The organism is Bacillus sp. BSL6 (assembly GCF_052928345.1).
This window is the reverse complement of the sequence record NZ_JAVGCW010000001.1, coordinates 683,156-706,404: the sequence shown is the minus strand read 5'-3', so window position 1 is coordinate 706,404 and position 23,249 is coordinate 683,156. Positions and strand designations below refer to the sequence as shown.

24 protein-coding genes and 1 other annotated feature are annotated in these 23,249 nt (G+C 36.5%); of the genes, 6 read left to right on the top strand and 18 right to left on the bottom strand.

Annotated features, from left to right (window positions below; genetic code table 11):
• The first annotated feature begins 9 nt into the window (after window positions 1-9).
• A complete protein-coding gene (ribBA, locus tag RCJ96_RS03950) occupies window positions 10-1,203 on the top strand; it encodes a bifunctional 3,4-dihydroxy-2-butanone 4-phosphate synthase/GTP cyclohydrolase II (protein WP_074606928.1) in 1,194 nt (397 codons plus the stop codon).
• An 18-nt stretch (window positions 1,204-1,221) separates the two neighbouring features.
• Window positions 1,222-1,683 carry a 6,7-dimethyl-8-ribityllumazine synthase gene (gene ribH / locus RCJ96_RS03945; protein WP_000230889.1) on the top strand — a complete coding sequence of 154 codons (462 nt, stop codon included), beginning with the start codon at window positions 1,222-1,224 and terminating at the stop codon, window positions 1,681-1,683.
• Window positions 1,684-1,707: 24 nt separating this feature from the next.
• Here ribH and RCJ96_RS03940 read toward each other — a convergent pair whose 3' ends face one another.
• The 8 genes from RCJ96_RS03940 to RCJ96_RS03905 form a co-directional block, all read right to left on the bottom strand.
• The gene (locus RCJ96_RS03940) at window positions 1,708-2,028 is read right to left on the bottom strand and encodes a hypothetical protein (RefSeq protein ID WP_000549777.1); all 321 of its coding nucleotides are present in this window, start codon (window positions 2,026-2,028) and stop codon (window positions 1,708-1,710) included.
• Between the two features lie 328 nt (window positions 2,029-2,356).
• The gene (gene bioB / locus RCJ96_RS03935; protein ID WP_416503940.1) at window positions 2,357-3,355 is read right to left on the bottom strand and encodes a biotin synthase; all 999 of its coding nucleotides are present in this window, start codon (window positions 3,353-3,355) and stop codon (window positions 2,357-2,359) included.
• 1 nt (window position 3,356) lies between these two features.
• A complete protein-coding gene (gene bioC, locus RCJ96_RS03930) occupies window positions 3,357-4,166 on the bottom strand; it encodes a malonyl-ACP O-methyltransferase BioC (RefSeq protein WP_000608933.1) in 810 nt (269 codons plus the stop codon).
• The gene (locus RCJ96_RS03925) at window positions 4,132-4,872 is read right to left on the bottom strand and encodes an alpha/beta fold hydrolase (RefSeq protein WP_074606932.1); all 741 of its coding nucleotides are present in this window, start codon (window positions 4,870-4,872) and stop codon (window positions 4,132-4,134) included. Before RCJ96_RS03925 ends, bioC begins: the two co-directional genes overlap by 35 nt.
• The gene (gene bioF / locus RCJ96_RS03920; protein ID WP_074606934.1) at window positions 4,869-6,056 is read right to left on the bottom strand and encodes an 8-amino-7-oxononanoate synthase; all 1,188 of its coding nucleotides are present in this window, start codon (window positions 6,054-6,056) and stop codon (window positions 4,869-4,871) included. The genes RCJ96_RS03925 and bioF overlap by 4 nt, the downstream gene beginning before the upstream one ends.
• Window positions 6,022-6,750: an ATP-dependent dethiobiotin synthetase BioD gene (gene bioD / locus RCJ96_RS03915; protein ID WP_416503941.1), complete on the bottom strand. Its 729-nt coding sequence runs from the start codon at window positions 6,748-6,750 to the stop codon at window positions 6,022-6,024. Before bioD ends, bioF begins: the two co-directional genes overlap by 35 nt.
• Window positions 6,750-8,138, bottom strand: coding sequence for an adenosylmethionine--8-amino-7-oxononanoate transaminase (gene bioA, locus RCJ96_RS03910; RefSeq protein ID WP_074606935.1), 1,389 nt, complete (start codon window positions 8,136-8,138; stop codon window positions 6,750-6,752). The genes bioD and bioA overlap by 1 nt, the downstream gene beginning before the upstream one ends.
• 122 nt (window positions 8,139-8,260) lie before the next feature.
• Window positions 8,261-8,617 (bottom strand): hypothetical protein, encoded by a 357-nt coding sequence (locus tag RCJ96_RS03905; protein WP_139302729.1) that lies wholly within the window; start codon window positions 8,615-8,617, stop codon window positions 8,261-8,263.
• 141 nt (window positions 8,618-8,758) lie between these two features.
• Window positions 8,759-8,979, top strand: a binding site (T-box leader).
• A gap of 277 nt (window positions 8,980-9,256) precedes the next feature.
• Between RCJ96_RS03905 and nhaC the strand changes: the two genes are divergently transcribed.
• Window positions 9,257-10,630, top strand: coding sequence for a Na+/H+ antiporter NhaC (nhaC, locus tag RCJ96_RS03900; RefSeq protein ID WP_074606938.1), 1,374 nt, complete (start codon window positions 9,257-9,259; stop codon window positions 10,628-10,630).
• Window positions 10,631-10,679: 49 nt separating this feature from the next.
• Here nhaC and cpdB read toward each other — a convergent pair whose 3' ends face one another.
• Window positions 10,680-13,064: a bifunctional 2',3'-cyclic-nucleotide 2'-phosphodiesterase/3'-nucleotidase gene (gene cpdB / locus RCJ96_RS03895; RefSeq protein ID WP_074606939.1), complete on the bottom strand. Its 2,385-nt coding sequence runs from the start codon at window positions 13,062-13,064 to the stop codon at window positions 10,680-10,682.
• Between the two features lie 365 nt (window positions 13,065-13,429).
• Here cpdB and RCJ96_RS03890 point away from each other — a divergent pair, with 365 nt between their 5' ends.
• Window positions 13,430-14,209: a GDSL-type esterase/lipase family protein gene (locus tag RCJ96_RS03890; RefSeq protein ID WP_416503943.1), complete on the top strand. Its 780-nt coding sequence runs from the start codon at window positions 13,430-13,432 to the stop codon at window positions 14,207-14,209.
• A 72-nt stretch (window positions 14,210-14,281) separates the two neighbouring features.
• A complete protein-coding gene (locus RCJ96_RS03885; RefSeq protein WP_416503944.1) occupies window positions 14,282-14,728 on the top strand; it encodes a MarR family winged helix-turn-helix transcriptional regulator in 447 nt (148 codons plus the stop codon).
• 24 nt (window positions 14,729-14,752) lie between these two features.
• Here the strand turns inward: RCJ96_RS03885 and RCJ96_RS03880 are convergent, their stop codons facing one another.
• From RCJ96_RS03880 to argC, 7 genes are all read right to left on the bottom strand, one after another.
• Window positions 14,753-14,950, bottom strand: a complete 198-nt coding sequence (locus RCJ96_RS03880) for a hypothetical protein (protein WP_000291952.1) — start codon at window positions 14,948-14,950, stop codon at window positions 14,753-14,755.
• A 58-nt stretch (window positions 14,951-15,008) separates the two neighbouring features.
• Window positions 15,009-15,569 carry a DUF2062 domain-containing protein gene (locus RCJ96_RS03875; protein ID WP_074606943.1) on the bottom strand — a complete coding sequence of 187 codons (561 nt, stop codon included), beginning with the start codon at window positions 15,567-15,569 and terminating at the stop codon, window positions 15,009-15,011.
• A 177-nt stretch (window positions 15,570-15,746) separates the two neighbouring features.
• Complete coding sequence (gene argF / locus RCJ96_RS03870) at window positions 15,747-16,697, bottom strand: ornithine carbamoyltransferase (protein ID WP_074606945.1); 951 nt, start codon at window positions 16,695-16,697, stop codon at window positions 15,747-15,749.
• Window positions 16,698-16,709: 12 nt separating this feature from the next.
• Window positions 16,710-17,870 carry an acetylornithine transaminase gene (gene argD / locus RCJ96_RS03865; protein ID WP_416503945.1) on the bottom strand — a complete coding sequence of 387 codons (1,161 nt, stop codon included), beginning with the start codon at window positions 17,868-17,870 and terminating at the stop codon, window positions 16,710-16,712.
• Entirely contained in the window at window positions 17,867-18,634 is a 768-nt protein-coding gene (gene argB / locus RCJ96_RS03860; RefSeq protein WP_416503946.1) for an acetylglutamate kinase, read from the bottom strand. Before argB ends, argD begins: the two co-directional genes overlap by 4 nt.
• 11 nt (window positions 18,635-18,645) lie before the next feature.
• On the bottom strand, window positions 18,646-19,869 hold the full coding sequence (gene argJ / locus RCJ96_RS03855; protein WP_416503947.1) for a bifunctional glutamate N-acetyltransferase/amino-acid acetyltransferase ArgJ: 1,224 nt from the start codon (window positions 19,867-19,869) through the stop codon (window positions 18,646-18,648).
• Window positions 19,870-19,880: 11 nt separating this feature from the next.
• Window positions 19,881-20,918, bottom strand: coding sequence for an N-acetyl-gamma-glutamyl-phosphate reductase (gene argC / locus RCJ96_RS03850; protein ID WP_416503948.1), 1,038 nt, complete (start codon window positions 20,916-20,918; stop codon window positions 19,881-19,883).
• Between the two features lie 223 nt (window positions 20,919-21,141).
• On the opposite strand from argC, the gene RCJ96_RS03845 reads away from it, so the two are divergent.
• Window positions 21,142-21,327 carry a YqzH family protein gene (locus tag RCJ96_RS03845; protein ID WP_074606955.1) on the top strand — a complete coding sequence of 62 codons (186 nt, stop codon included), beginning with the start codon at window positions 21,142-21,144 and terminating at the stop codon, window positions 21,325-21,327.
• Window positions 21,328-21,357: 30 nt separating this feature from the next.
• Here the strand turns inward: RCJ96_RS03845 and RCJ96_RS03840 are convergent, their stop codons facing one another.
• The gene (locus RCJ96_RS03840; protein WP_000147803.1) at window positions 21,358-22,152 is read right to left on the bottom strand and encodes an SDR family NAD(P)-dependent oxidoreductase; all 795 of its coding nucleotides are present in this window, start codon (window positions 22,150-22,152) and stop codon (window positions 21,358-21,360) included.
• Between the two features lie 9 nt (window positions 22,153-22,161).
• Window positions 22,162-23,115 (bottom strand): MBL fold metallo-hydrolase, encoded by a 954-nt coding sequence (locus RCJ96_RS03835; protein ID WP_416503949.1) that lies wholly within the window; start codon window positions 23,113-23,115, stop codon window positions 22,162-22,164.
• Between the last annotated feature and the right edge of the window lie 134 nt (window positions 23,116-23,249).

Here is a 23,249-nt window from a genome sequence, read left to right as displayed (position 1 = left end):
GGAAGCATTATGTTTCATCGTATTGAAGAAGCTCTAGAAGATTTAAAACAAGGAAAAGTCGTGATCGTATGTGATGATGAAAACCGTGAAAATGAAGGCGATTTTATCGCTTTAGCAGAGTATATTACGCCAGAAACAATTAACTTTATGATTACACATGGACGTGGTCTCGTTTGTGTACCAATTACAGAAGGGTACGCAGAACGTCTACAATTAGAACCAATGGTAGCTCATAATACAGATTCGCATCATACTGCATTTACAGTGAGCATTGATCATGTTTCTACAACAACTGGGATTAGTGCCCACGAACGTGCAACTACGATACGAGAAATGTTAAATCCTGCATCAAAAGGTGCTGATTTCAATCGTCCCGGACATATCTTTCCATTAATTGCGAAAGAAGGTGGTGTCTTGCGCCGGGCTGGTCATACAGAAGCTGCTGTCGATTTAGCACAGCTCTGCGGAGCAGAGCCAGCTGGCGTCATTTGTGAAATTATTAATGAGGACGGTACGATGGCACGGGTACCTGATTTACTACAGTGCGCAAAACAATTTGATATAAAAATGATTACAATAGAAGATTTAATTGCTTATCGCCGCCACCATGAAACATTAGTGACACGAGAAGTGGAAATTACATTACCTACAGATTTCGGTACTTTCCATGCAATTGGCTATTCTAATTCCTTAGATTCGAAAGAGCATATCGCACTCGTAAAAGGTGATATTTCAACAGGAGAGCCTGTACTTGTACGCGTTCATTCAGAGTGCTTAACAGGAGATGTATTTGGCTCGTGCCGATGTGATTGCGGACCACAACTCCATGCTGCACTTGCTCAAATTGAGCGTGAAGGAAAGGGCGTTCTTCTTTATATGAGACAAGAAGGACGAGGCATTGGGCTTCTGAATAAGCTTCGCGCTTATAAGTTACAAGAAGAAGGATTCGATACTGTAGAAGCAAATGAAAAGCTTGGCTTCCCTGCTGATTTGCGGGATTACGGTATTGGCGCTCAAATATTAAAAGATTTAGGTTTACAACATTTACGATTATTAACGAATAACCCAAGAAAAATTGCTGGCTTACAAGGTTACGATTTAGAAGTAATCGAGCGTGTACCGTTACAAATGCCAGCAAAAGAAGAGAATAAAACGTATTTACAAACGAAAGTAAACAAATTAGGACATTTACTAAACTTATAATTAAAGGAGAGATTTATTATGGTATTCGAAGGTCATTTAGTTGGTACAGGATTAAAAGTTGGGGTTGTTGTTGGACGTTTTAATGAATTTATTACAAGTAAATTACTTGGCGGCGCTTTAGACGGATTAAAGCGTCACGGTGTAGAAGAAGCTGATATCGATGTTGCTTGGGTTCCTGGTGCATTTGAAATTCCTTTAATCGCTAAAAAGATGGCGAATAGTGGGAAATATGATGCTGTTATTACGTTAGGCACTGTCATTCGTGGTGCTACAACACATTACGATTACGTTTGTAATGAAGTAGCAAAAGGTGTTGCATCTTTATCACTACAAACAGACATCCCAGTTATTTTCGGTGTATTGACGACTGAAACGATCGAGCAAGCGATTGAACGCGCGGGCACGAAAGCTGGTAATAAAGGCTATGAATCTGCAGTTGCTGCAATTGAAATGGCTCACTTATCAAAACAATGGGCATAAAAAAAGAGGCTGCGGCCTCTTTTTTTATTTCTTCACTTTTCTCCGTACATCTTTTATTAATTCATCCATTGTCTTTCCTTCTGTTTGTATACGAAGCGTCTGTGCTGTTTTCCATACATTCTCTCTTTTCTTCGCTTCTTCTATAATAGTAATTTCTTTTCGTACTTCCTTTAAATCTTTCCCTTCTGTTTTCAATCCAAAATGTTCAGCTTTCGTTCGAAAATGTTGTTCAATTCGTTGTTGCATCTCTTTTTGTTCAGGATTTTCGGCGGCCTTAACTGGATCAGCGCTTATCGCTTTTAGTAAAATGAGACAAGTCATAATCGCTAATATATATTTGTGCATGTAAAATCCTCCAACCCAATGTAAAGTGAAACTTTAATCAGTGGGGGGCTTCATCCCCCACTGATTATTAGTTGAACCAATCGGACTTTTATGGCAGCCCGACCCCCACCTAACTTCTTTGCTTTCGCTGCTTTTTGAGGTGTGGGTCTTACTGCCCATTAAAGTCGGATAAATTACATATTTACTATGTACAATTGGGGCTTGGAAAATTCGTCCACCAAAATTCTTTTTTTCGCTCAAAAGCCAATAGTATCAAGCGTTCACAACTATTTATTACATTTTATTTACAAAAAAAGCAAACTCTTTTACAAGTTTGCTTTTTTCTATCTTAAAGTGCACATTCTTCAATCTCAAATCCTAAATCTTCAATCATACCCCAGTCTGCAGTCGGTTCTTGTCCAGCTGTCGTTAAGTAGTCTCCAACAAAAATAGAGTTTGCTGCAAATAAACCGATTGGCTGTACAGAACGTAAATTGATTTCACGCCCTCCTGAAATACGAATTTCTTTTGTTGGGTTTACAAAACGCATCATTGCCAGTACTTTTAAACATTCTACTGGCGTTAACTCCTTTTGTCCTTCAAGCGGCGTACCCTTTACAGCAACAAGGAAATTGCATGGGATTGAATCTGCATCTATACGTTGTAATTCAAATGCAATTTCAGCGCGCTCTTCTATTGTCTCTCCCATTCCAAAAATCGCCCCAGAACATGGTGAAATACCTGCTTGTTTCGCTTTTTGAACTGTATCAACACGATCATCATACGTATGAGTGGAGCAAATGCTTTCGTAATTATTCGCATGTGTATTTAAGTTGTGGTTATAACGATGTACACCAGCTTCAGCTAAACGTCCTGCTTGATCTTCGTTTAAGAAACCTAAACAACAACAAATCTTTAAATCTGTCGTTTCACGAATCTCCTTAACGGCTCCAATTACGTGATTCACCTCTTTATCCGTCGGGCGACGACCAGATGCTACAATACAATATGTACCAGCTTTACGGCGTATTGCTTCGTGTGCTCCTTCTACAATCTTTTCCTGCGTTAACCATGCATATTTATCAATCGGTGCTTCTGAAATAATCGATTGTGAACAATATCCGCAATCTTCAGGACATAATCCAGATTTCGTATTAATAATCATATTTAATTTTACTTTCTTACCAAAGTAATGATGGCGAATAATGTAAGCAGCATTCATAATCTCTAAAACTTCTGTATCATTAGCTTCTAATATCGCTATTGCATCCTCTTTCGTAATCATTTTTTCTTCTACTACGTCGTATGCAAGTTTTTTCCAATCCCTTTTTGTTTGTACTTGTTTCATTTCATCTCTTCCCCTCTTTTGTTATATGCACAAATAAAGCATGATACGTTGCCATTATCCCTTCATTTCCCGTGAAGTCTCTTTCGTATATGCGAAGCATCGCACGAAAGAGTGAGGGACTTTGACAATATGATTCTTCATTACTATTGGTCGCTCCTACTTTACGAATAGAATGTAGAAACTCCCTAACTTCTGTAAATCTCTCTATGTAACACGTTTCAGAAACATGTACATCCCCTGTTTCTATCTCACATATATGGCGCAACTGATTTTTCGAATAAAAACGTTGCCCAATCGATGTTTCATTTTGTATATTTTTTTCTTCTTTCGCCCGCTGGAACGAAGCATGCAATTCTTGAAATGTTTCCTGTCCAAATGTTGAAAAGAGTAATATCCCCTCTATAGATAAATGACGAAATAAATTTCTTATCACTTGTTTTAAATCATTTAGCCATTGAAATGTGGCATTTGAAATAATGACATCATACGTTTCTTCTAGTCGTAATCTTTCGATATCCTCACAGTAAAATGTTACATTGTTTACATTTTGTCTAGTTCTCGCAACTGCAATCATACTTTCGGCAAAATCAATAGCTGTAATTTGTGCTTTCGGAAATAAGTTTGATAATTGCTCTGTAACATATCCTGTCCCGCATCCAAGTTCCAAAATACGTATCGATGAATTTGCACTATATCGCCGATTCAATGTAGAAAGTAATGAATGCGCCATCTTTTTTTGTACATTTGCATATTGATCGTAGGATACAGCTGCCACGTTAAATCGTTTTTGTAGTAACGTTTTGTTGATCATGTCGTATCCCCTCTACAAATTGAATGATTTCATTTGCGCAATATTCGAAATTCGTTACGCATAATGCATGTCCAGCCTCACTTACTACTTTTAACTTAGCATTCGCATTCTTTGTCATACTATGAGCTGCAGATAATGGACATATCACATCCTGTTCTCCATGAAGAAGTAACAGCGGGACTTTGACATCTATTAATTCGTTTCTCATATCTGCTTCTATTAAATAATCTAAGCCTAATTGTAATGACTGAATCGAGTCTCCTTTAAAATTCAGCGCAATCTCTTCAAAACTCGTATTCTCTTTCAGTTCATCTTTTGTAAACATATTTTCATAAAACCGCTTGAGCGTATCTTCTTTCTTTCTCGCCACATTCTTTTTCAGCCGCTCTACATGCAAAGCATTCCATCCACTCATATAGTCGCTCGAATTTGTAAATTTGGCAGTACCACCAATTAGTACAATACCTTTTGTCTGAATCTTTTTATGTGCTTGAACTGCTGCTAACGCCCCTAATGACCATCCAACTAAAATGACATTTTCATCCTTTGCTACATCTATTACTCGACCTGCAAACTCACTTTGTTCTTTCACATTACGCCAATTGATACATTGAACAGAATATTCTTTAAAATACGACAGAACTAAAGTCCAAACACCTTCTTCCATTCCCCACCCAGGAATAAAAATAATCTTTAGCTCTTTCATACGAAAAACCCCTCTTCTTTACCAATACGTATAATATGGTGGATAGCCCATTGCAAATCAGCTATTGTATGTTGGGACGTAACTGCAAAACGGACTCGTGAACTATTAACTGGAACCGTTGGTGGACGAATTGCAATTGCAGCAATCCCTACCTGTTGCAACCTTTTACTAAACCGTAAAGCTGTTTCATTTGAACCGACTACAATCGGTACAATATGAGTTGAGCTATTTCCAATATCAAAACCAGCTTCTCGTAAATGGTGTCTGAAATATGCTCCATTCTCTATAAGTCTCTCTCTTCTTTCATTATCTTCTTTCACAATTTCAATTGCTTTTTGCACTGCTCCTAACGTACTTGGAGGTAAAGCTGTAGTAAAAATAAAACTTCTCATCATATTGTGTAAATACTCTATATAAATTGCATCGCCTGTCAAATACGCACCATAACACCCTAAAGCCTTACTAAACGTCCCCATATGTATATCTATTTTTCGAGCAAGATTTTCTTCTATATGAGATAATCCAGCTCCGCCAATTCCATATATTCCACTCGCATGTGCTTCATCAACTATAAGAATTGCCCCGTATTTCTCTTTCAGCTCTACTAACTCCCTTAAATACGCAGTATCACCATCCATACTAAAAACCGTATCTGTTACGATTAATTTCCGCTTTTCAGGTGACGCTGTTTTCAATAACTTCTCTAAATGATCCAAATCATTATGACGATACCTTTTATGCTCTGCCCCACTTAATATAATTCCATCAACAATGCTTGCGTGATTTAATTTGTCACTAAACACAATATCGTGACGACTCACTAATGAAGAGATCACTCCAATATTTGCGGTATATCCACTATTCACAACTAAGGCTTTTTCAGTGCCTTTCCAATCGCATATACTTCTCTCAACCTCTTCATACAGTGAATAGTTTCCTACCACGAGCCTTGATGCTGTCGCCCCAGTTCCATATTTTCTTGTACATGCGATAGCAGCTTCTTTTAACCTTTCATCTCCAGCTAACCCTAAATAATTATTTGACGCTAAATTTAGCATCCTTTTCTCATCTCGAATAAGCCATGTCTCTTCTGCTTGTTCTGTTACATGCAAATTACGATACTGCTCTCGCTCATGTAATTGTTGCAATTTAGATTGAAGATGTGTGCGCCACGTTTGATTCATTTCGGATAAGCTCCTCTAATTTTGAAATCATTATATATTCTTTAGCAGATTCCAAGACTTCTTCTCTTGTAAACTCACCTGCAAAGAATGGTAATAAACCTAAAACCGGTACCCCACTTAGCTCTTCAATCATTTCTTTATTTTCTTGCACTCTTTCCATTTCGCATTCTTTGCAGCCAGATAAAATGACACCTGCTACTGTTAAACCATATGCCTTTGCGTAAGCGATCGTTAAAACTGTATGATTTACTGTTCCTAATGTAGGGCGTGCTACTACAATAAGTGGAAGTTGTAATTCTTTTGCGAAATCAATTACTAAAGCGTCCTCTGTATATGGAACAGCTAATCCACCTGCTCCTTCTACAAGTAGACTATTAAAATCTTTCAATCGTTCATTATAGTGATGAATAATGTCTTTTAACGTTACTGTACTTCCAGCTCTTTTCATGGCAAGTCTCGGGGCAAGCGGCTCTTCAATAGAGTAAGGGCAAATTTCATCTTCTTTTGTCGGTACACCTGATAATGCCTTTAGCCTTGCTGCATCTCCTTCTGGATTTGATGCAACATGTCCACTTTGCAACGGTTTATATACCCCGATGTTATATCCCAGTTCTCTAAATACACCTGCTAATGCACCGGCGACTACAGTTTTCCCCACTTCAGTATCCGTTGCTGTTATAAAAAAGCCACTCATTATTCTCCCTCCGTAACATCCGAGATTGCTTTATACAAAATACGTAACATATCATCAATCTCATCAATTGTAGAAGCAAGAGGGGGCATAAATACAATCGTATTACCGAGCGGGCGCAAAATCATACCTAGTTCTCTTGAGCGTTTACATACTTGAACACCGACTCTCTCTGTCCATTCAAACGCTTCTTTCGTTTCCTTATTCTTCACAAGTTCAATTCCAACCATTAACCCGCATTGACGAATGTCCCCTACATGTTTATATGCAAAGAGGTCTTCTAATTGCGTCGCCACATATTCTGTTTTACGTGCCACCTCTTCTATTAAATTTGTTTTCTCGTATAGTTCTAGATTTGCAATTGCTACCGCACACCCTAACGGATTCCCTGTATAACTATGTCCGTGGAAAAATGTTTTTTGTTCTTCATAGCCTCCTAAAAAGGCATTATAAATTTCATCTGTCGTTACAGTAATTGCAACTGGTAAATATCCGCCTGTTAAACCTTTTCCGGCTGTCAAAATATCCGGTGTTACATTTTCATGTTCACATGCAAACATTTTTCCAGTACGCCCAAATCCAGTCGCTACCTCGTCTGTAATAAATAGAACATTATATTTTGTACATAAATTACGTAGCCCTTTTAAGTATCCTTTTGGCATTGTAATCATACCGCCAGCACCTTGCATTAAAGGTTCTACAATAATCGCCGCAATCTCTTCATGTTTATCTTTCAGCAGCTCTTCCATTTCTTCTAAATGTTTTTTTACAATTTCCTCCTTATTATTTCCATAAGGAGAACGATATGTATATGGATAAGGCATTTTAATTGCTTCAAATAAAAGCGAACTATACACTTGGTGAAATAAGTCTATTGCTCCCACTGAAACAGCTCCAATTGTGTCACCATGATACGCTTCTTTTAATGTAACAAATCTTTGTTTCTTCGGTTTTCCTTTATGCTGCCAATATTGAAAGGCCATCTTAATTGCAATTTCAACAGCGCTAGAACCGGAGTCTGAATAAAATACTTTCTTCAAACCTTCTGGTACAACTCCAATTATTTTTTCGGCTAATAAAATAGATGGAACGTTAGCAAGCCCTAACATAGTAGAATGGGAAATTTTATTTAATTGCTCACGAATTGCCTCATCTAGTTCTGGCACTTGATGTCCATGAACATTTAACCAAATAGACGAAACACCGTCCCAATATTCATTTCCATTTACATCGTATAGCTTTCTTCCCTCTCCCCGTTCAATAATGACAGGATCTTCTTCTAAATAATCCTTCATTTGTGTAAATGGATGCCATACATAGGCTTTATTTTTCTCCGATAACTCTTCATATGTATGTGATGGTTTGTCAGTCGTACTCTTACTAAAAGTCACAATTGTCACCCCTAATGTTAACTAGTCTATAAATATAGTTAACATTAAATCTAAATGACTGTCAATTATTTTTAAATCAAGTAGTTCTTAAAAAAGAACAACTTATCATAAGATAAGTTGTTCTACTTTCCATGTTGTATCTTTCCGATTTCTAAAATAATCTCTTCATCTTTTTTTCCTTCTGTTTCAATTCCAAGTTGTTTTGCATGTTCAATCAATAGATCATGGCGCTTCTCAAATCTTGCGGTATTTACTTCTTTCGCAACCTCTTCTTTTGTTTTTCCTTCCGTAGAAACCCCTAGTTTATCAGCTACTTTTTCCATCGACTTCTTCTCTTCAGCTTCTTTCGCTTTCTTCACTTCTAACTGCTGTATTTGCTTTTGCTTCGCCTGCTCTGATTCAGCTGCAAAAGCTGTGTAAATGCCAGCACTTCCGCCAATGACTAGTAAAGTGGTAAAAAGAATTATTTTTTTCTTCACTCTTTCCTCTCCTTTCAAATTCATTATAACGCACATTTTCATAGGATTAAAATCGTTCTCCTTTATTTCCCTAAAAAATCATTGAATATTTTTATTGACATGTGAGACGAATATATGATAAAAATTTAACTAACATCATATGAATCGGCATTGATAGGATTTAGTAGTATTTCGATTTCTGCTTTCAGAGAGCTGGTGGTCGGTGCGAACCAGTACAGAGCGAATTATGAATTACCCCCTGGAGCTTCTTTTGCGAAACGTAAGGAGTAGTGAAAGACGGTTATAGACCGTTATATCTAAAGAGTGGTGAAACGACACTGTTTCACAATTTAGGGTGGTACCGCGAACTTTTCGTCCCTGCATATGTTGCAGGGGCGTTTTTATTTTATTAGCGCATATCATACGACCCTTTATTTTGTGATACATTCATTTCACAAGCTAGGGTGGTACCGCGATTTCTTCGTCCCTGCATAATTATATGCAGGGACGTTTTTTTATCCATTCATTTCCGTATCATATTAAAGAAACAACAATTACCGGTAATTTGTCACAAAATTCTAAAATTTAGAAGGAAATAAACAATATTGGCGAATTTTATATAAAAAAGATCTATTTTAGATTACTTAGGAGGGGAAAACAATGGTTTCAAAAATTGAATCTGTTCTTTTAACAGTATTTATCTTTTTCTGCATTGGCTTTAGTGTTATTCAATTAGAAGTTTCACCACACATCCCAATTTTATTTGGTATCGTTCTTTTATTAGCATTTGGATTTATGAAAAAAATTGATTGGTCTACGATGGAAAAAGGAATGATAAGTAGTATTTCAGCTGGTATTCCATCTATTTTTATATTCTTACTTGTAGGCGTATTAATTAGTGTTTGGATCGCTGCTGGAACAATTCCAACTTTAATGGTATACGGCTTCCAGCTTGTATCCCCCAAAATTTTCATTCCAACTGTTTTTGTTGTTTGTGCAATTGTTGGAACAAGTATCGGTAGTGCCTTTACAACTGCCGCAACTGTAGGACTTGCCTTTATGGGCATGGGTAGTGCTCTCGGATACGATCCTGCTCTAATCGCTGGTGCAATTATTTCTGGTGCATTCTTTGGAGATAAAATGTCTCCTTTATCTGATACAACAAATTTAGCGCCAGCTGTAACGGGTGTAGATTTATTTGAGCATATTCGTAACATGCTTTGGACAACAGTTCCAGCTTTCATTATTGCTTTTATCGCATTTTTCATTTTAGGAAGTGGTACTAGTGGAGACGTTGACTTCACAAACTTCATTAGCGCATTAGAGAAAAATGCAACGATTTCTATCTTTACACTTATTCCAATTTTATTACTGTTCCTATTCGCATTTAAAAAAGTTCCAGCAGTTCCAACATTACTTGCTGGAATTATAGTAGGGATCATTATCCTATTTATATTTAAACCTAGTACTTCTTTAACTGATTTAATGAAAATTATGCAAGACGGTTACGTTTCTAAAACGGGTATGAAAGATATTGATAGCTTATTATCTCGCGGTGGCCTGCAAAGTATGATGATGTCAATCGCTCTTATTTTCCTAGCTCTTTGTATGGGAGGATTATTACAAGGAATGGGTATTATTACGCAGCTAATGAATATCATCTCTAGCTTCGTAAAAACTAGCACACGCTTAATTATTTCTACCGCTTCAACTGCAATCGGTGTGAACTTCTTACTTGGTGAGCAGTACTTATCTATCGTTTTAACAGGACAAGCATTCGCTAATAAATATGATGAAGTCGGTTTAGAACGTCGTAATTTATCACGTGTATTAGAAGACGCAGGTACAGTTATTAACCCGCTCGTACCATGGGGAGTAAGTGGCGTGTTCTTATCGAACGTCCTTGGCGTTCCAACTTTTGATTACGTTCCATTCGCAATCTTCTGCTTAGCTTGTCCAGTTGTAACAATTATCGTCGGCTTTACTGGATTTGGCCTTTCATGGAAGAAGGAAAAAGCTGTAACACTTTCATAATATATCAAAAAGGATTACCTGAATCGGTAATCCTTTTTATATTTCTCCACTATCTATTTGCTTTCTTTCTTCTAAATAACAGAAGGAATCCTGCTCCAACAAACGCCAAACCTGCTCCAATTGTAGAAACAACACTTGTACCTGTTTTCGGTAAATCACGTTCTTCTTTCTTTTCACTTACAGTTGTTGTTTCTTTTGCGTTTTGATTATCCGTTGTAGTTTGTCCAGATCCTGTATTATTACCTTCATCTGTTGGTGGTGTCGTTGGATTTTCTCCATTATTTCCTTCACCTGTTGGTGGTGTCGTTGGATTTTCTCCATTATTTCCTTCACTTGTTGGTGGTGTCGTTGGATTTTCTCCATTATTTCCTTCACCTGTTGGCGGTGTTGTTGGATTTTCTCCATTATTTCCTTCACCTGTTGGCGGTGTTGTTGGATTCTCTCCACCAGTTTCCTTATCATCATCGTTCTTCTTCGTTATATCAATTGCATATTTAGCGAATTCATTTTCAGATGGTCCAACATATGATATGTTCCCATCTTTCTTTATATACTTTTGTGCATTCGGTGAAGAATCAAATGTTGTATTTAATTTATCTGCAACAATCGGTTTAAATGCCCAATTTTTATCTGCTGCCGGATCAATAACTGGTGTTTCTTGCATATACTTCACAATGATTTGACGTGTTTCATCTTGTGATTGGTATACAACTTCCCCTTTACTTACACCTGGGAACGTTTGGCTACTTCCACGATAGTTATTTGTAGCGACGATAAACTCTTGATTGTCAGCTACTGGCTTACCTTCATATGTCATATTTATAATACGATTCGTATTAGCATTTACAACTTTTCCATCTTTATCGTATTTCGCTGGTTGTGTTACATCAATTTCGTATTTTAAGCCATCTAAAATATCAAAGTTATATGTAGGGTATCCGATATTTACTAATGGCTGTTCTTCTGTTTTCTTTGGATCAATTTGATTAAACTGACCTGCAGACATTTCAAGCCATTCTTTTACTTGTGCCCCATTTACTTTTACAGCATATAACGTATTTGGATATACATATAAATCTGCAACGTTTTTAATCGCTAACGTTCCAGCTGGAATATCCGTATAATATGTAGCACCGTTTCGGCCACCTGCTTTAAATGGTGCACCTGCAGATAAAACTGGAATTCCTTTATATTTACTATACTGTCCATTTTCAGCAAATAACTTTTCTACATACCATTTCTGTGCATTTGTCACAAGTTGTACAGAAGGATCATCTTGTACTAATGAGAAATAACTATTAATTGGTGCTGTCGTTTTTCCTACAGCTGTATTCACATAATCAATTGTCGCTTGATGATCATCTTTAATTTCATTAACTAAATTTTGATCAGATTGTACGAGTGGGTTTCCTTTACTATCAGCAATCGGACGAAGTTGCGGCTTCGATTGCTCTTTTTGTACTTCCCATTTTCCATTTACTTTTTTCAATTGCATATCAATAATACCTAAGTTACTTCCAAAGACACCAGGCATTACAACTGGAACACCATTAAATACATCCTTCACTTCAGTATGTGAATGTCCCATTAATACTGCATCTACACCAGGAACCTCTGTTAAATAATACGACGCGTTTTCCATACCGACGTTGTATCCACTCTTATCAACACCGGAATGCGCTAGTGCAACGATAACATCTGCACCTTCTGCTTTCATTTTTGGCACCATTTTCTTCGCTGTTTCAACTATATCTTTCGCTTTCACTTTTCCTTCTAAATTTGCTTTATCCCAGTTCATAACTTGAGGTGGAACAAATCCCATTACACCAATTTTCACTTTTTGTTTTTGCCCTGATTCATCTTCTACTTCTTTTTCAAAAACATGATATGGTTTAAAGTAATTTTGGTCGTTCTCTTCATTATTATCTTTATCATCTTTATAGACGTTTGAGTTAATAACCGGGAACTCTGTTTTACTAATCACTTTGTTTAAATAATCTAAACCGTAGTTAAATTCATGATTCCCAAGAGAGATGACGTCATACTTCATTAAATTCATTAAACGATATAATGGATGTGTATAGCTAGGATCCACAGGCTTCTTCGGATCATTTATTTTATTCGCTACATAATCTCCAAGCGGTGTCCCTTGTAATGCATCCCCATCATCAAATAGGACAGAGTTCTTCGCTTCTTCACGCGCTTTATTAACAAGTGTTGCAGTTTGCACGAGACCTACTTTATTATCTGTTTTCGTTTGATAATAATCATAATTCATTAAGTTAACGTGAATATCTGATGTTTCTAGAATTCGTAAGTTAACTGTACTCTCCCCAGCTTTCTCATCCGCATGAGCTGTTGTTGGCAATACTTGCGGCGCTATGACACCAATAGCAAGAGTTGCTCCAGCCAGCATTTTTTTTGACTTTTTCACAAAAAATCCCCCTTATACAATTACCAAAGAATAATGAAATGAATTTCTAGCATTCTCTAACCACATACCTTTTTTCTTCTAGTAGATACACGATTTTCATTTCACCCTACGCTAACGAGTAGTCTCCTTAAACGATCCATTGATGGAGACTAGCAATTAACGGGAGATAAAGCTCCCACTATGTAGAATTTCACCTTATCTGACATTATCATATATAATGTCCTTTCATATCGTCAATATTTTTTGACATACTTCTACAAATTTTCTGTAAAGTTATTGTAAACTTTTCATAAACATATAATATGCCCTTACATTGCTAATACTGCTGAATATGATACAATTACCAATTACAAGGAGGATGAATTATGAAAAAAGTCATCTTAACAATTGTTTGTCTCCTCCTTCTAATCATTTCTTATTCTTATTTTGAAAAGAACGATGAGACAAAACAAAATGAACCCGAAGAAAAAACAGAAAAAACATCTACTCCAAGTTGGATTGATAAGCAAACAAACGATTCCTTTTATCATCTCGTACTAGGTGATTCGCTTGCCAAAGGATATGGATCGACACAAGGGGGATTTGCTGAATTAGCCTCTACACAAATAGAAGCACAAATTCATAAATCAATTACTGTAGAAAACCTTGGGATAAACGGTCTTACAACAGATCGTCTCGCTAAAAAGGTTCAATCAGAAGATGTAAAGCAAAAAATTAGAGCAGCAAATATCATTACAATTAATATTGGGGGAAATAATTTGTTTCGCTTAAATCGTGATGTCGGTGTTATAGACGGTATTAAAATGTTAAATAAAGAAAAAGCTCATTTTGAAGCGGATGTAAAAAGTATTGTAAAGACAGTCCGAGATCAAAATCCGGATGCTTTACTCATTCTTTCTGAACTCTATAACCCGTTACAACTCGATGACTCCATCGCAAGTTATGCAGATATGTTTTTAGACGGCTGGAATGAATCCGTTTATTCCATTGCAAAAGCGAATCAACCATCTATCGTTTTACCAATTCGCAAATTAATATCGAATGATAAGAAAGATTTACTCTTTGACCAAGTACACCCAAATGATAAAGGCTATTCGATTATTGCCGATTCCTTTACAAAAAAAGTGTTGGCCTACAAATATTAAAATTCGCATGAAACAATTCTATTTTTATAACATGTCTTTTTTGTTACAATGAGAGTGGAAGGGGGCCTTTATATGGAATCACGCGAGTGGGAACGTATTGTTGATCATCTTCTTTCGCTAGTGCCTCTTTTTTATCGCAAATTTATGCTTCCTGGAGAATTTTCTTCTCAAAGACATATGCCGCCATCACATACACAAGTATTACTGCTTCTGCATGAGAATGGCACATTAGCAGTTTCCGAAATCGGCAAACGGCTAGCGATTTCACGGCCTAACATGACACCTCTATTAAACAAACTGATTCAAGAAGAACTAATAGAGCGTCATTATAGCGAAAAAGATCGACGGGTCATTTTAATTTCCCTAACAGCTGAAGGGAAATTGTTAGTAAATCAGTATCAGCAATTCATTTTAGACAAACTAAAAGAAAATTTTCAAACATTATCTGAGGCAGAACGTGAAAAGCTCATTCACTCTCTTCAAACCATTCAAAATTTAATTTTGAAAACAAACGCATAAAGCTGCTTCTAAATAGAAGCAGCTTTATGATTCGTAATAATTACCATAATATACATTTGAATATGGCCATGTCGTTAAATATGGTTTTTGATCTTGCGTAGGTTGTTGCGATGGTATTTGCGGTAATTGTTGTTGTCGATATAATTCGTATTGCCTACTCGTATCATAAACCGGATAATAATTTACATATGGATATACTTGAGGTACGTAATAATAATACATTCATTCTCTCCTCCTTTTTCTTAAACATATTCAAAGGAGAAAATGAGTGTGACACTCTTTATATTTGCATGAGTGGTTCTCTCACTCTTTTCTTTCTGTTCTTCAAACGTAACTTACGGTTCTTTTCATATAAATAATGCACAACGAAATATGAAACTACACCAAACACAACCCCTAAAATCGTCATTCCAATTAATACATACACTTCACTCTGTAATAAGCTCTTTAATATCGTAAAAATGTGACTTGAAAACAAGTCCGATATCGTAAAGGGTTCATGATGTATTTTTTGTACATGAAATGGATAAATCATTTTCCCTAGCGCATACGCAAGCGGAAATAAAACTACTGGGAGAAACGATATTTTCCCAATAATATTGCCAATAACCGCGGCAGGAAAAGATCCCTTTGCTAACCTGACGATTGGATAAAATATTAAATAGACGAGCGATGCCGTATATATAACCAACATCTCTAAACCAAAACCAATCGCAAAACCTAACGATACTTTCTTTGCTCCTTCTGGTGATCGAAGCAACTTATAATATTGAAACTTTAATATTCTCCATATCCGCTGAAAAAACGAATATGTTTTCTTAGTTGTTTTCACTCTCATCATCTCTTTAACTATATTTTTATACCTAGTATGCCCTTACACACTCCGAAAAACAAATTTCATTTTCTCTTTTATTATAGATGATATCGAAATAGTTAACTAAATATACATATGACATTTCAATAAAAAAAATACACCTCCAATTGTTATTTGTGTCTCACAACTGGAGGTGTACATCATTTAGGAAAGCTCTTCTACATTTTTAAATAGACTTACTAATAATGCTTTTTGCGCATGCAATCGATTACCGGCTTGCTCAAATACGATAGATTTTGGCCCATCTATAACTTCGCCTGTTACTTCTTCTTCACGATGGGCAGGTAAACAGTGTAAGAAGCGATATGTTTGCTTCGCATGCTTAACAAGTTCGTTATTAATTTGGTATGGTTGAAACAACGTATATTTCTCTTCTTCGCCCTCTTGCCCCATGCTCATCCAAACGTCAGTATAAATGAAATCTGCTTCATTCACCGCTAATTCAGGGTTATGCAAAATTTCAATTTCAGCTCCTGTTTCCTTGGCAATCGCTAACGCTTTTTTTACAATCTCTTCATTCGGTTCATACCCTATAGGCGTTGCAACAGTCATATGCATTCCGACTTTTGCACTCGCTAACAACAATGAATGACATACATTATTTCCATCACCTACGTAAGCCAATTTTATTCCTTTAAATGTATTTACTTCTTCATATATTGTCATTAAGTCTGCCAATGCTTGACAAGGATGATGATCATCCGTTAAACCGTTAATAACAGGAATGCTCGATTCTTTTGCAAGCTCTTCTACATCCGCGTGTGAGAATGTACGTATCATGATCCCGTCAATATACTGCGATAATACTTTCGCAGTATCTGAAACAGTTTCTCCTCTGCCCATTTGCATCTCTTTTCCACTTAAAAACATACCATGTCCCCCGAGCTGTACCATTCCTGCTTCAAAAGATACACGAGTACGAGTCGAATGCTTATCAAAGATAAGGCCTAATATTTTTCCTTGTAGTAAAGGCTCTTGCTTATTATTTTTTAAATATATAGCGAACTCAATTAAAGAAATAATTTCTTCTTGCGTTAGTTCTTCTAATGTTAAAAGATCTTTCGTATTTAATTTCGGTACTTGTACAGTTGACATAAAACTTCCCCCTTATATAATTGATACGTTTTTTGTACAAACTACTTTTTTTATCATATATACTGCCTGTTCTAACTCTTCATTCGTTACAATGAGTGGCGGTAATAGTCTTATAACATTAGGCCCTGCTTGTAATACGAGAAGTCCCTCTTTTTCTAGTTGTTCTATAAAACTTGCAACTTCATGCGTACATTCAATTCCAATCATAAGCCCCTTACCACGTATATTTTGAATACATTCGACATGTTGTAATTCCTCTTGCAACTTCTGTAATACGTACTCGCCCTTTTCCTTTACTTCTTTTAAAAACGATGGTTTCTTAGTTATTTGCAATACTTCTTTCGCCGCAGCCATTGCAATATAATTTCCACCAAACGTTGAACCATGTGACCCTGCAGGAAACGATATTCCAAATTCTTTCCGGCCAATCATTGCTCCAACTGGAATGCCATTTCCAAGCGCCTTAGCGGTAGTAACGATATGAGGTGTTATTCCCATTTGTTCGTAAGCAAATAATGTCCCTGTTCTTCCGATTCCTGTTTGAACTTCGTCTATAATAAATAAGGACCCGAACTTCTTACATAATGCTTCAATCGCTTTCAAAAAAGATAGATCAGCAGGTATGACTCCTCCCTCTCCTTGAACAACTTCTATCATTACTGCCGCAACTTCTTCATTCATTACTTCCTCTAATGCCTTTATATCGTTAAAAGGCGTATGTAAAAAAGATGGAAGGAGCGGACCAAATCCTTCTTTCACTTTATTTTGCCCCGTCGCACTCATCGTTCCGAATGTTCTACCGTGAAAAGATTGCTCGCATGTTACGACGAGAGATTTTTCAGTATGCTTACGGGCTAGCTTCAAAGCAGCTTCATTCGCCTCTGCCCCGCTATTACAGAAGAACACATAATCTAATGCTATGTTTTCTGTTAATAATGACGCGACTTCTTCTTGTAAGCTGTTTGTAAACAGGTTAGATATATGCCATATTTCATGCAGTTGCTCTTGTACAGCTTTCATAACAGTAGGATGACAATGTCCTAAATTACATACACCGATCCCTGATGTGAAATCTAAATATTGCTTACTGTTATTATCAATGACTTTCGTTCCTTTTCCCTTTACAAACTCAATCTTTCTTCTCCCATACGTTTGAAAAAGATGACTTATCATGCAATACTCACGCCCCTCGTTACCGTCGTTCCGATACACTCACCTGTAACCTCGGTAAAATCCTTCGTCCCATTTACGATACTAACCTTTTGCACTCCCATTTTTAATGATGCTAGTGCTGCCTGTACTTTCGGAATCATCCCACCGGTAATAACACCGTTTTCTATAAAATTAACAATCTCAAATTCATCGGTTTTCTTTACTAACTTTCCTTCATGTAATACCCCATCTACATCTGTAATAAAAATGAGTTCTTTTGCAGATAACGCGGCCGCAATTCCAGCTGCGGCGGTATCTGCATTTATGTTATAAATCTCATTATCATTTATGCCGACTGGAGCAATAACAGGAATATAATTCATATTTATTAATCCTTTTAGTAAAGCCGTTTCGACATACCTTACTTCTCCCACATATCCTATCTCCTCACTAATAGGTTGAACTTGAAGTAGATTGCCGTCACATCCTGAACAACCTACCGCTCGTAAATTATGCTTTTGTAAATTCATTACGAGTTTTTTATTCGTACTTCCACATAACACCATTTGAACAACATCCATAACTTCTTTTGGTGTTACCCGTAATCCATCTCTTTTTTCTACGTTGATGTTATAATCTTTTAATTGGGCATCAATTTCTGGGCCACCACCATGAACAATCACTACTTTATACTTCTGTTGTAATTTCTTTATACAATCAAAAAACACATCATTTAATTGATCCAACATACTACCGCCGCATTTCACTACAACATAATCGCTCATCTTCCCTCTCCTTATGTACGATAACAAGCGTTTATTTTCACATATTCATAACTTAAGTCACAGCCCCAAGCTGATCCGGTCTCTTCTCCTAAATGTAAATACACATCAATCATAATTTCATGTTCTTGTAATCTCATTTTCATTTCCTCTTCAGAAAACATTTGAGGTTCACTATTTTTCAGCACAACGATAGATTGAAGAGTAATATCAATTGTATTTGGATTAATCGCTACTTCACTTTGTCCAATGCTGCTAATAATTCGCCCCCAGTTTGGGTCTTCACCATGTATTGCTGTTTTCACAAGACTCGAACCGACTATTTGTTTTGCGATTTTCTTTGCCTCTTCATTCGTTTGAGCTCCTAGCACATTTACTTCTATTAACTTCGTAGCGCCTTCACCATCTTGTGCAATTTTTTTTGCTAAATCTTCACATACCTTCTGTAAGGCAAATACGAAAGTTTCCCAATCTGCATGTTCCATATCGATTGGTTTCGTTTCTGATAATCCACTTGCCATAACAATGACCATATCATTCGTAGAAGTATCGCCATCCACCGTAATTTGATTAAATGTATGATTCGTTATTTGTAATAATGCGGTTTGCAATACGTCATGCTCTATATGAGCGTCTGTCGTAATAAAACTTAGCATCGTTGCCATATTTGGATGAATCATCCCTGAACCTTTCGCAACACCAGCAATCGTCACCTTTTTCCCATCAATAATCATTTCATAGCAAGTTTCTTTCGTTATAAGATCCGTCGTTAAGATTGCTTCAGAAAAAGAATGAGCTTCATTTTCTTCCTTCGCCGGTATAAGAGTTACAATTCCCTTTCGGATTATCTCCATCGGTAGCAGAACACCAATTACACCTGTTGAAGCTACTGCAACATAATTTTCTTTCACTCCAAAATGTTCCGCCCCTAATGCACGCATCTCGTATGCATCTTGTAATCCTTTCATTCCTGTACAAGCATTTGCATTTCCACTATTGACGATAATAGCCTGTAATTTCCCTTCAGCCGCTATACTGTCTTTCGTTACTTGCAAGGGAGCTGCTTGTATTTGATTTGTTGTATAAACAGCAGCACATGATGCTGGTGTATCACAAACGATTGCCCCTAAATCCTTTTTCTCCTTTTTCAAACCAATTGCATTGCCAATGGCCGAGAAACCTTTTGGAGTTACAATCGAACCATTTTCTACTTTTGTAATAGACGCTACTTTAATCATCATGTCCCCCCTTATAGATAAAGCGGCATATGTTGTAAACCTGTTGTTTCTTCTAGTCCCGCTATTATGTTTGCATTTTGAATTGCTTGCCCAGCCGCACCTTTCATCATATTGTCTATAACAGAAACGACTGTCACTCTTCCTGTTCTTTCATCGTAAGCTATCCCCATATCACAATAATTTGAGCCCCTCACTTCTTTCGGACTTGGAAACTCTCCTTGCGTACAAATTCGAATGAAAGGCGCTTGTTCATACGTTTCTTCATATAATTTTTGAAGTTGTTCTATTTCCATTTCTCGTTTTACTTTCGCATAAAGTGTAACCATAATTCCCCGTGATATCGGTATTAAATGTGTACTAAACGTGATTGGCTTCGTTTCTCTATTCCACTCCGCAAGCATTTGCTCAATCTCAGGAACGTGTTGATGCTCATTTACTTTATAAATACGCAAGTTATCGTATAACTCAGGAAAGTGAGTCATCGTTGTTGGCGTTTTTCCTGCTCCAGATACTCCTGATTTCGCATCAATGATAATGGAATCTTCTTCAATTATGCCGCTACGAACTAACGGTAATATCGCTAATAATGCAGCTGTAGCAAAACATCCTGGGTTTGCAATTAAATTTGCCTTTTGAATTTCGGACCTTTTCCATTCACTTAACCCATATACAGCTTCCCTAAGGACTCCTTCTTTTGCAGCTGCCCTTTTATACCACTGTTCATATATGAAAGGATCTTTCATACGAAAGTCTCCAGATAGGTCAATTACTTTTAAGCCTACTGCTAATAATTTGGGAGTTAACTCTGCTGATACTCCTGCTGGGGTTGCTAAAAATACAATTTCTGCTTCCTTCCCTATTTCCTCCACATCAATTTCTTGTAACGTATGAACAAGAACATTTTGAAAATGCGGATATACATTTGTTATACACTCGCCAACTTGTGAAAAAGAATGGAGAGATGCTATCGAAAAATATGGATGTTGTTCTAATAACCGAATTAACTCAATACCTCCATACCCAGTTGCTCCAATAATCGCGACCTTCATATGCTCCTCCTCATATTGATTCTTTAAATTAAGTATGATTATAATATTGTATATTTATAGAGTCAATTAAATATTTATAAATTTTATAAACTTAAAAAACTTAATTTTATTAGAAAAACAATATACACAACCGAATTTTTATACATAAATAGTGTATAGTAGTTTTTTTATTCCACTTCAAGTACAATAAAACAATACATACGTACATACAGGCGGGGAAAGCATGAATGAAAAATTAATTGAGAAAATGATTATAAAAAGTTTTCAGCAATATCAAAGTAATCCTGTGTCAAATGGGGATCAAGAACTGCTTGTTAAACACATTCAAGCAATAATTCATTCAAATACTAAAATTGATGTATACGAGGCAGTTGAGGATATCGTTTACGATTATGTGACTGGAAAATAAAAAAATAGGAGATTTCCATATGGAAATCTCCTATTTTTTACTTAATGATTTACCTGCAACACGCTCAAATAAACCTGGGAATAATGCATAAAGTTTCGGACCAATGCCCATCCATTTCGGTAAATTTACTTCACGCTTTTTCGTTTGCATCGATTTTACAATTTGCTCTGCTACATATGTTGGTTTTAACATGTATCGTCCCATATTTTTCACATATGTACCGGATTGATCAGCTATTTCAAAAAAGTTTGTATCTATCGGACCTGGATTAATCGCTGTTACGAAAACATTCGTACTAGACAACTCCATGCGTAAACTATTCGTAAATCCTAGTACTGCATGTTTCGTTGCTGCATACGCACTCGATTTCGGCGTTGCAATTTTCCCAGCAAGTGAAGCAATATTAATAATATGCCCTTCGTTTCTTTTCACCATATAAGGTAGTACCGCTTTCGTACAAGCTACTAATCCAAATACATTTACTTGGAACATATCTTTCACTTCATCCATTGACGCATCTTCAAACGTTTTAAAAATACCAAATCCTGCATTGTTTACTAATATATCAATACGTCCTACCTCTTGTAATACTTTTGAAAAAACAGATTTTACCCCCATCTCTTCACTTACATCTAATACATAATAATAGCAAGGCGTATTATAAGTTTCTTTAATTTTGTCTGCTAGCGCTTTTAATTTCTCTTCTGTTCTAGCCATTAATACTGGAGTCGCTCCCTGCTCTGCAACTTGCATTGCAACTTGCTCTCCAATTCCACTAGAAGCACCTGTAATGACGATTACTTTATTTTGTAAACGTCCCGTCATTGCTGTCACCTACTTTGCATAATAAATCAATTGTTGCGAAGATTCATCAATCATCACTTGTTGATTATATGCTAAAAAGTCTAATTGTCCAACCGTTTCTGAAATAGTAAGTGGCAATTGTTCCTTATATAATACCGGAAATAGTTTTACACATACTTCAAATGCTGTCATTGGTTTTTCCTTTAATAACTCAAGCACTTTAAATGCACGTGTTTCTTGCTTTTGTAATCTCGTTTCAATAAGTTGCTTCACATGGAGAACATCTTCTCCATGTCCTGCTAAAATGCGCGAAATATTCATTTCACTTAAACGCTTTAACGTTTGATTGTATTGTAATAATGGGCGTGCCCTTTCTGTTTGTCCTTCATATGGTGGTTCTAATATTGGATTCGAAGAAATATGACTAATGAGAGCATCTCCGCCAATTAATATTCCATCAGATTCTCTATATAATGAAATATGAGTGGAAGCATGACCCGGTGTTTCAATTACTGTAAACCCAGGTAAGGAATCAATACGATCTCCCTCTCGCACAGTATGCGTTAACGATCTATTACAAGAATATTTCAGTGTTCTTGTCGTTAATAACGCCTCATCTTTCAAAAATGCTGCTGGAACACCAAATTGCAAGGCTGTCTCTCTAAAAAACTCATGATACCGCTTTAAAAATTCTGGATTTTGCTTAATCCAAGGCTCATTCCAAGGGTGTCCAATAATGTTCGTTTTCTCAGAAAATATATTTAAAAGCCCACAATGATCCGCATGATGATGCGTAATAACTACTGTTTTAATATCTTCTATCGTATATCCTAATGCACCTAATTGACTTTCTAACGCATTTCTTGCCTCTTCTGTATTCGTCCCTGTATCAATTAATGTTAATGTCTCCCCCTCAACTAAAAACACATTTACAGTTTCAACTGCAAATGGCACAGGAATCTCCATTCGGTGAATCGCCGTCATGCTTAGCCCCCCTGTCTCTTTCCGGTTCAAAAATGAATACTTCTTCAGTTTACAACTTATACATATATTTGTCATTATTTTCAGATAAAAAGAGGTGTTTCCTATTAAAAAACGAATGTATGTACATTTATAAG

Coding starts and splice junctions, on each gene's coding strand:
- ribBA (WP_074606928.1), top strand. CDS start 10: ATGTTTCATCGTATTGAAGAAGCTCTAGAAGATTTAAAACAAGGAAAA.
- ribH (WP_000230889.1), top strand. CDS start 1,222: ATGGTATTCGAAGGTCATTTAGTTGGTACAGGATTAAAAGTTGGGGTT.
- RCJ96_RS03940 (WP_000549777.1), bottom strand. CDS start 2,028: ATGCACAAATATATATTAGCGATTATGACTTGTCTCATTTTACTAAAA.
- bioB (WP_416503940.1), bottom strand. CDS start 3,355: ATGAAACAAGTACAAACAAAAAGGGATTGGAAAAAACTTGCATACGAC.
- bioC (WP_000608933.1), bottom strand. CDS start 4,166: ATGATCAACAAAACGTTACTACAAAAACGATTTAACGTGGCAGCTGTA.
- RCJ96_RS03925 (WP_074606932.1), bottom strand. CDS start 4,872: ATGAAAGAGCTAAAGATTATTTTTATTCCTGGGTGGGGAATGGAAGAA.
- bioF (WP_074606934.1), bottom strand. CDS start 6,056: ATGAATCAAACGTGGCGCACACATCTTCAATCTAAATTGCAACAATTA.
- bioD (WP_416503941.1), bottom strand. CDS start 6,750: ATGAGTGGCTTTTTTATAACAGCAACGGATACTGAAGTGGGGAAAACT.
- nhaC (WP_074606938.1), top strand. CDS start 9,257: ATGGTTTCAAAAATTGAATCTGTTCTTTTAACAGTATTTATCTTTTTC.
- RCJ96_RS03890 (WP_416503943.1), top strand. CDS start 13,430: ATGAAAAAAGTCATCTTAACAATTGTTTGTCTCCTCCTTCTAATCATT.
- RCJ96_RS03885 (WP_416503944.1), top strand. CDS start 14,282: ATGGAATCACGCGAGTGGGAACGTATTGTTGATCATCTTCTTTCGCTA.
- RCJ96_RS03880 (WP_000291952.1), bottom strand. CDS start 14,950: ATGTATTATTATTACGTACCTCAAGTATATCCATATGTAAATTATTAT.
- RCJ96_RS03875 (WP_074606943.1), bottom strand. CDS start 15,569: ATGATGAGAGTGAAAACAACTAAGAAAACATATTCGTTTTTTCAGCGG.
- argF (WP_074606945.1), bottom strand. CDS start 16,697: ATGTCAACTGTACAAGTACCGAAATTAAATACGAAAGATCTTTTAACA.
- argD (WP_416503945.1), bottom strand. CDS start 17,870: ATGATAAGTCATCTTTTTCAAACGTATGGGAGAAGAAAGATTGAGTTT.
- argB (WP_416503946.1), bottom strand. CDS start 18,634: ATGAGCGATTATGTTGTAGTGAAATGCGGCGGTAGTATGTTGGATCAA.
- argJ (WP_416503947.1), bottom strand. CDS start 19,869: ATGATTAAAGTAGCGTCTATTACAAAAGTAGAAAATGGTTCGATTGTA.
- argC (WP_416503948.1), bottom strand. CDS start 20,918: ATGAAGGTCGCGATTATTGGAGCAACTGGGTATGGAGGTATTGAGTTA.
- RCJ96_RS03845 (WP_074606955.1), top strand. CDS start 21,142: ATGAATGAAAAATTAATTGAGAAAATGATTATAAAAAGTTTTCAGCAA.
- RCJ96_RS03840 (WP_000147803.1), bottom strand. CDS start 22,152: ATGACGGGACGTTTACAAAATAAAGTAATCGTCATTACAGGTGCTTCT.
- RCJ96_RS03835 (WP_416503949.1), bottom strand. CDS start 23,115: ATGACGGCGATTCACCGAATGGAGATTCCTGTGCCATTTGCAGTTGAA.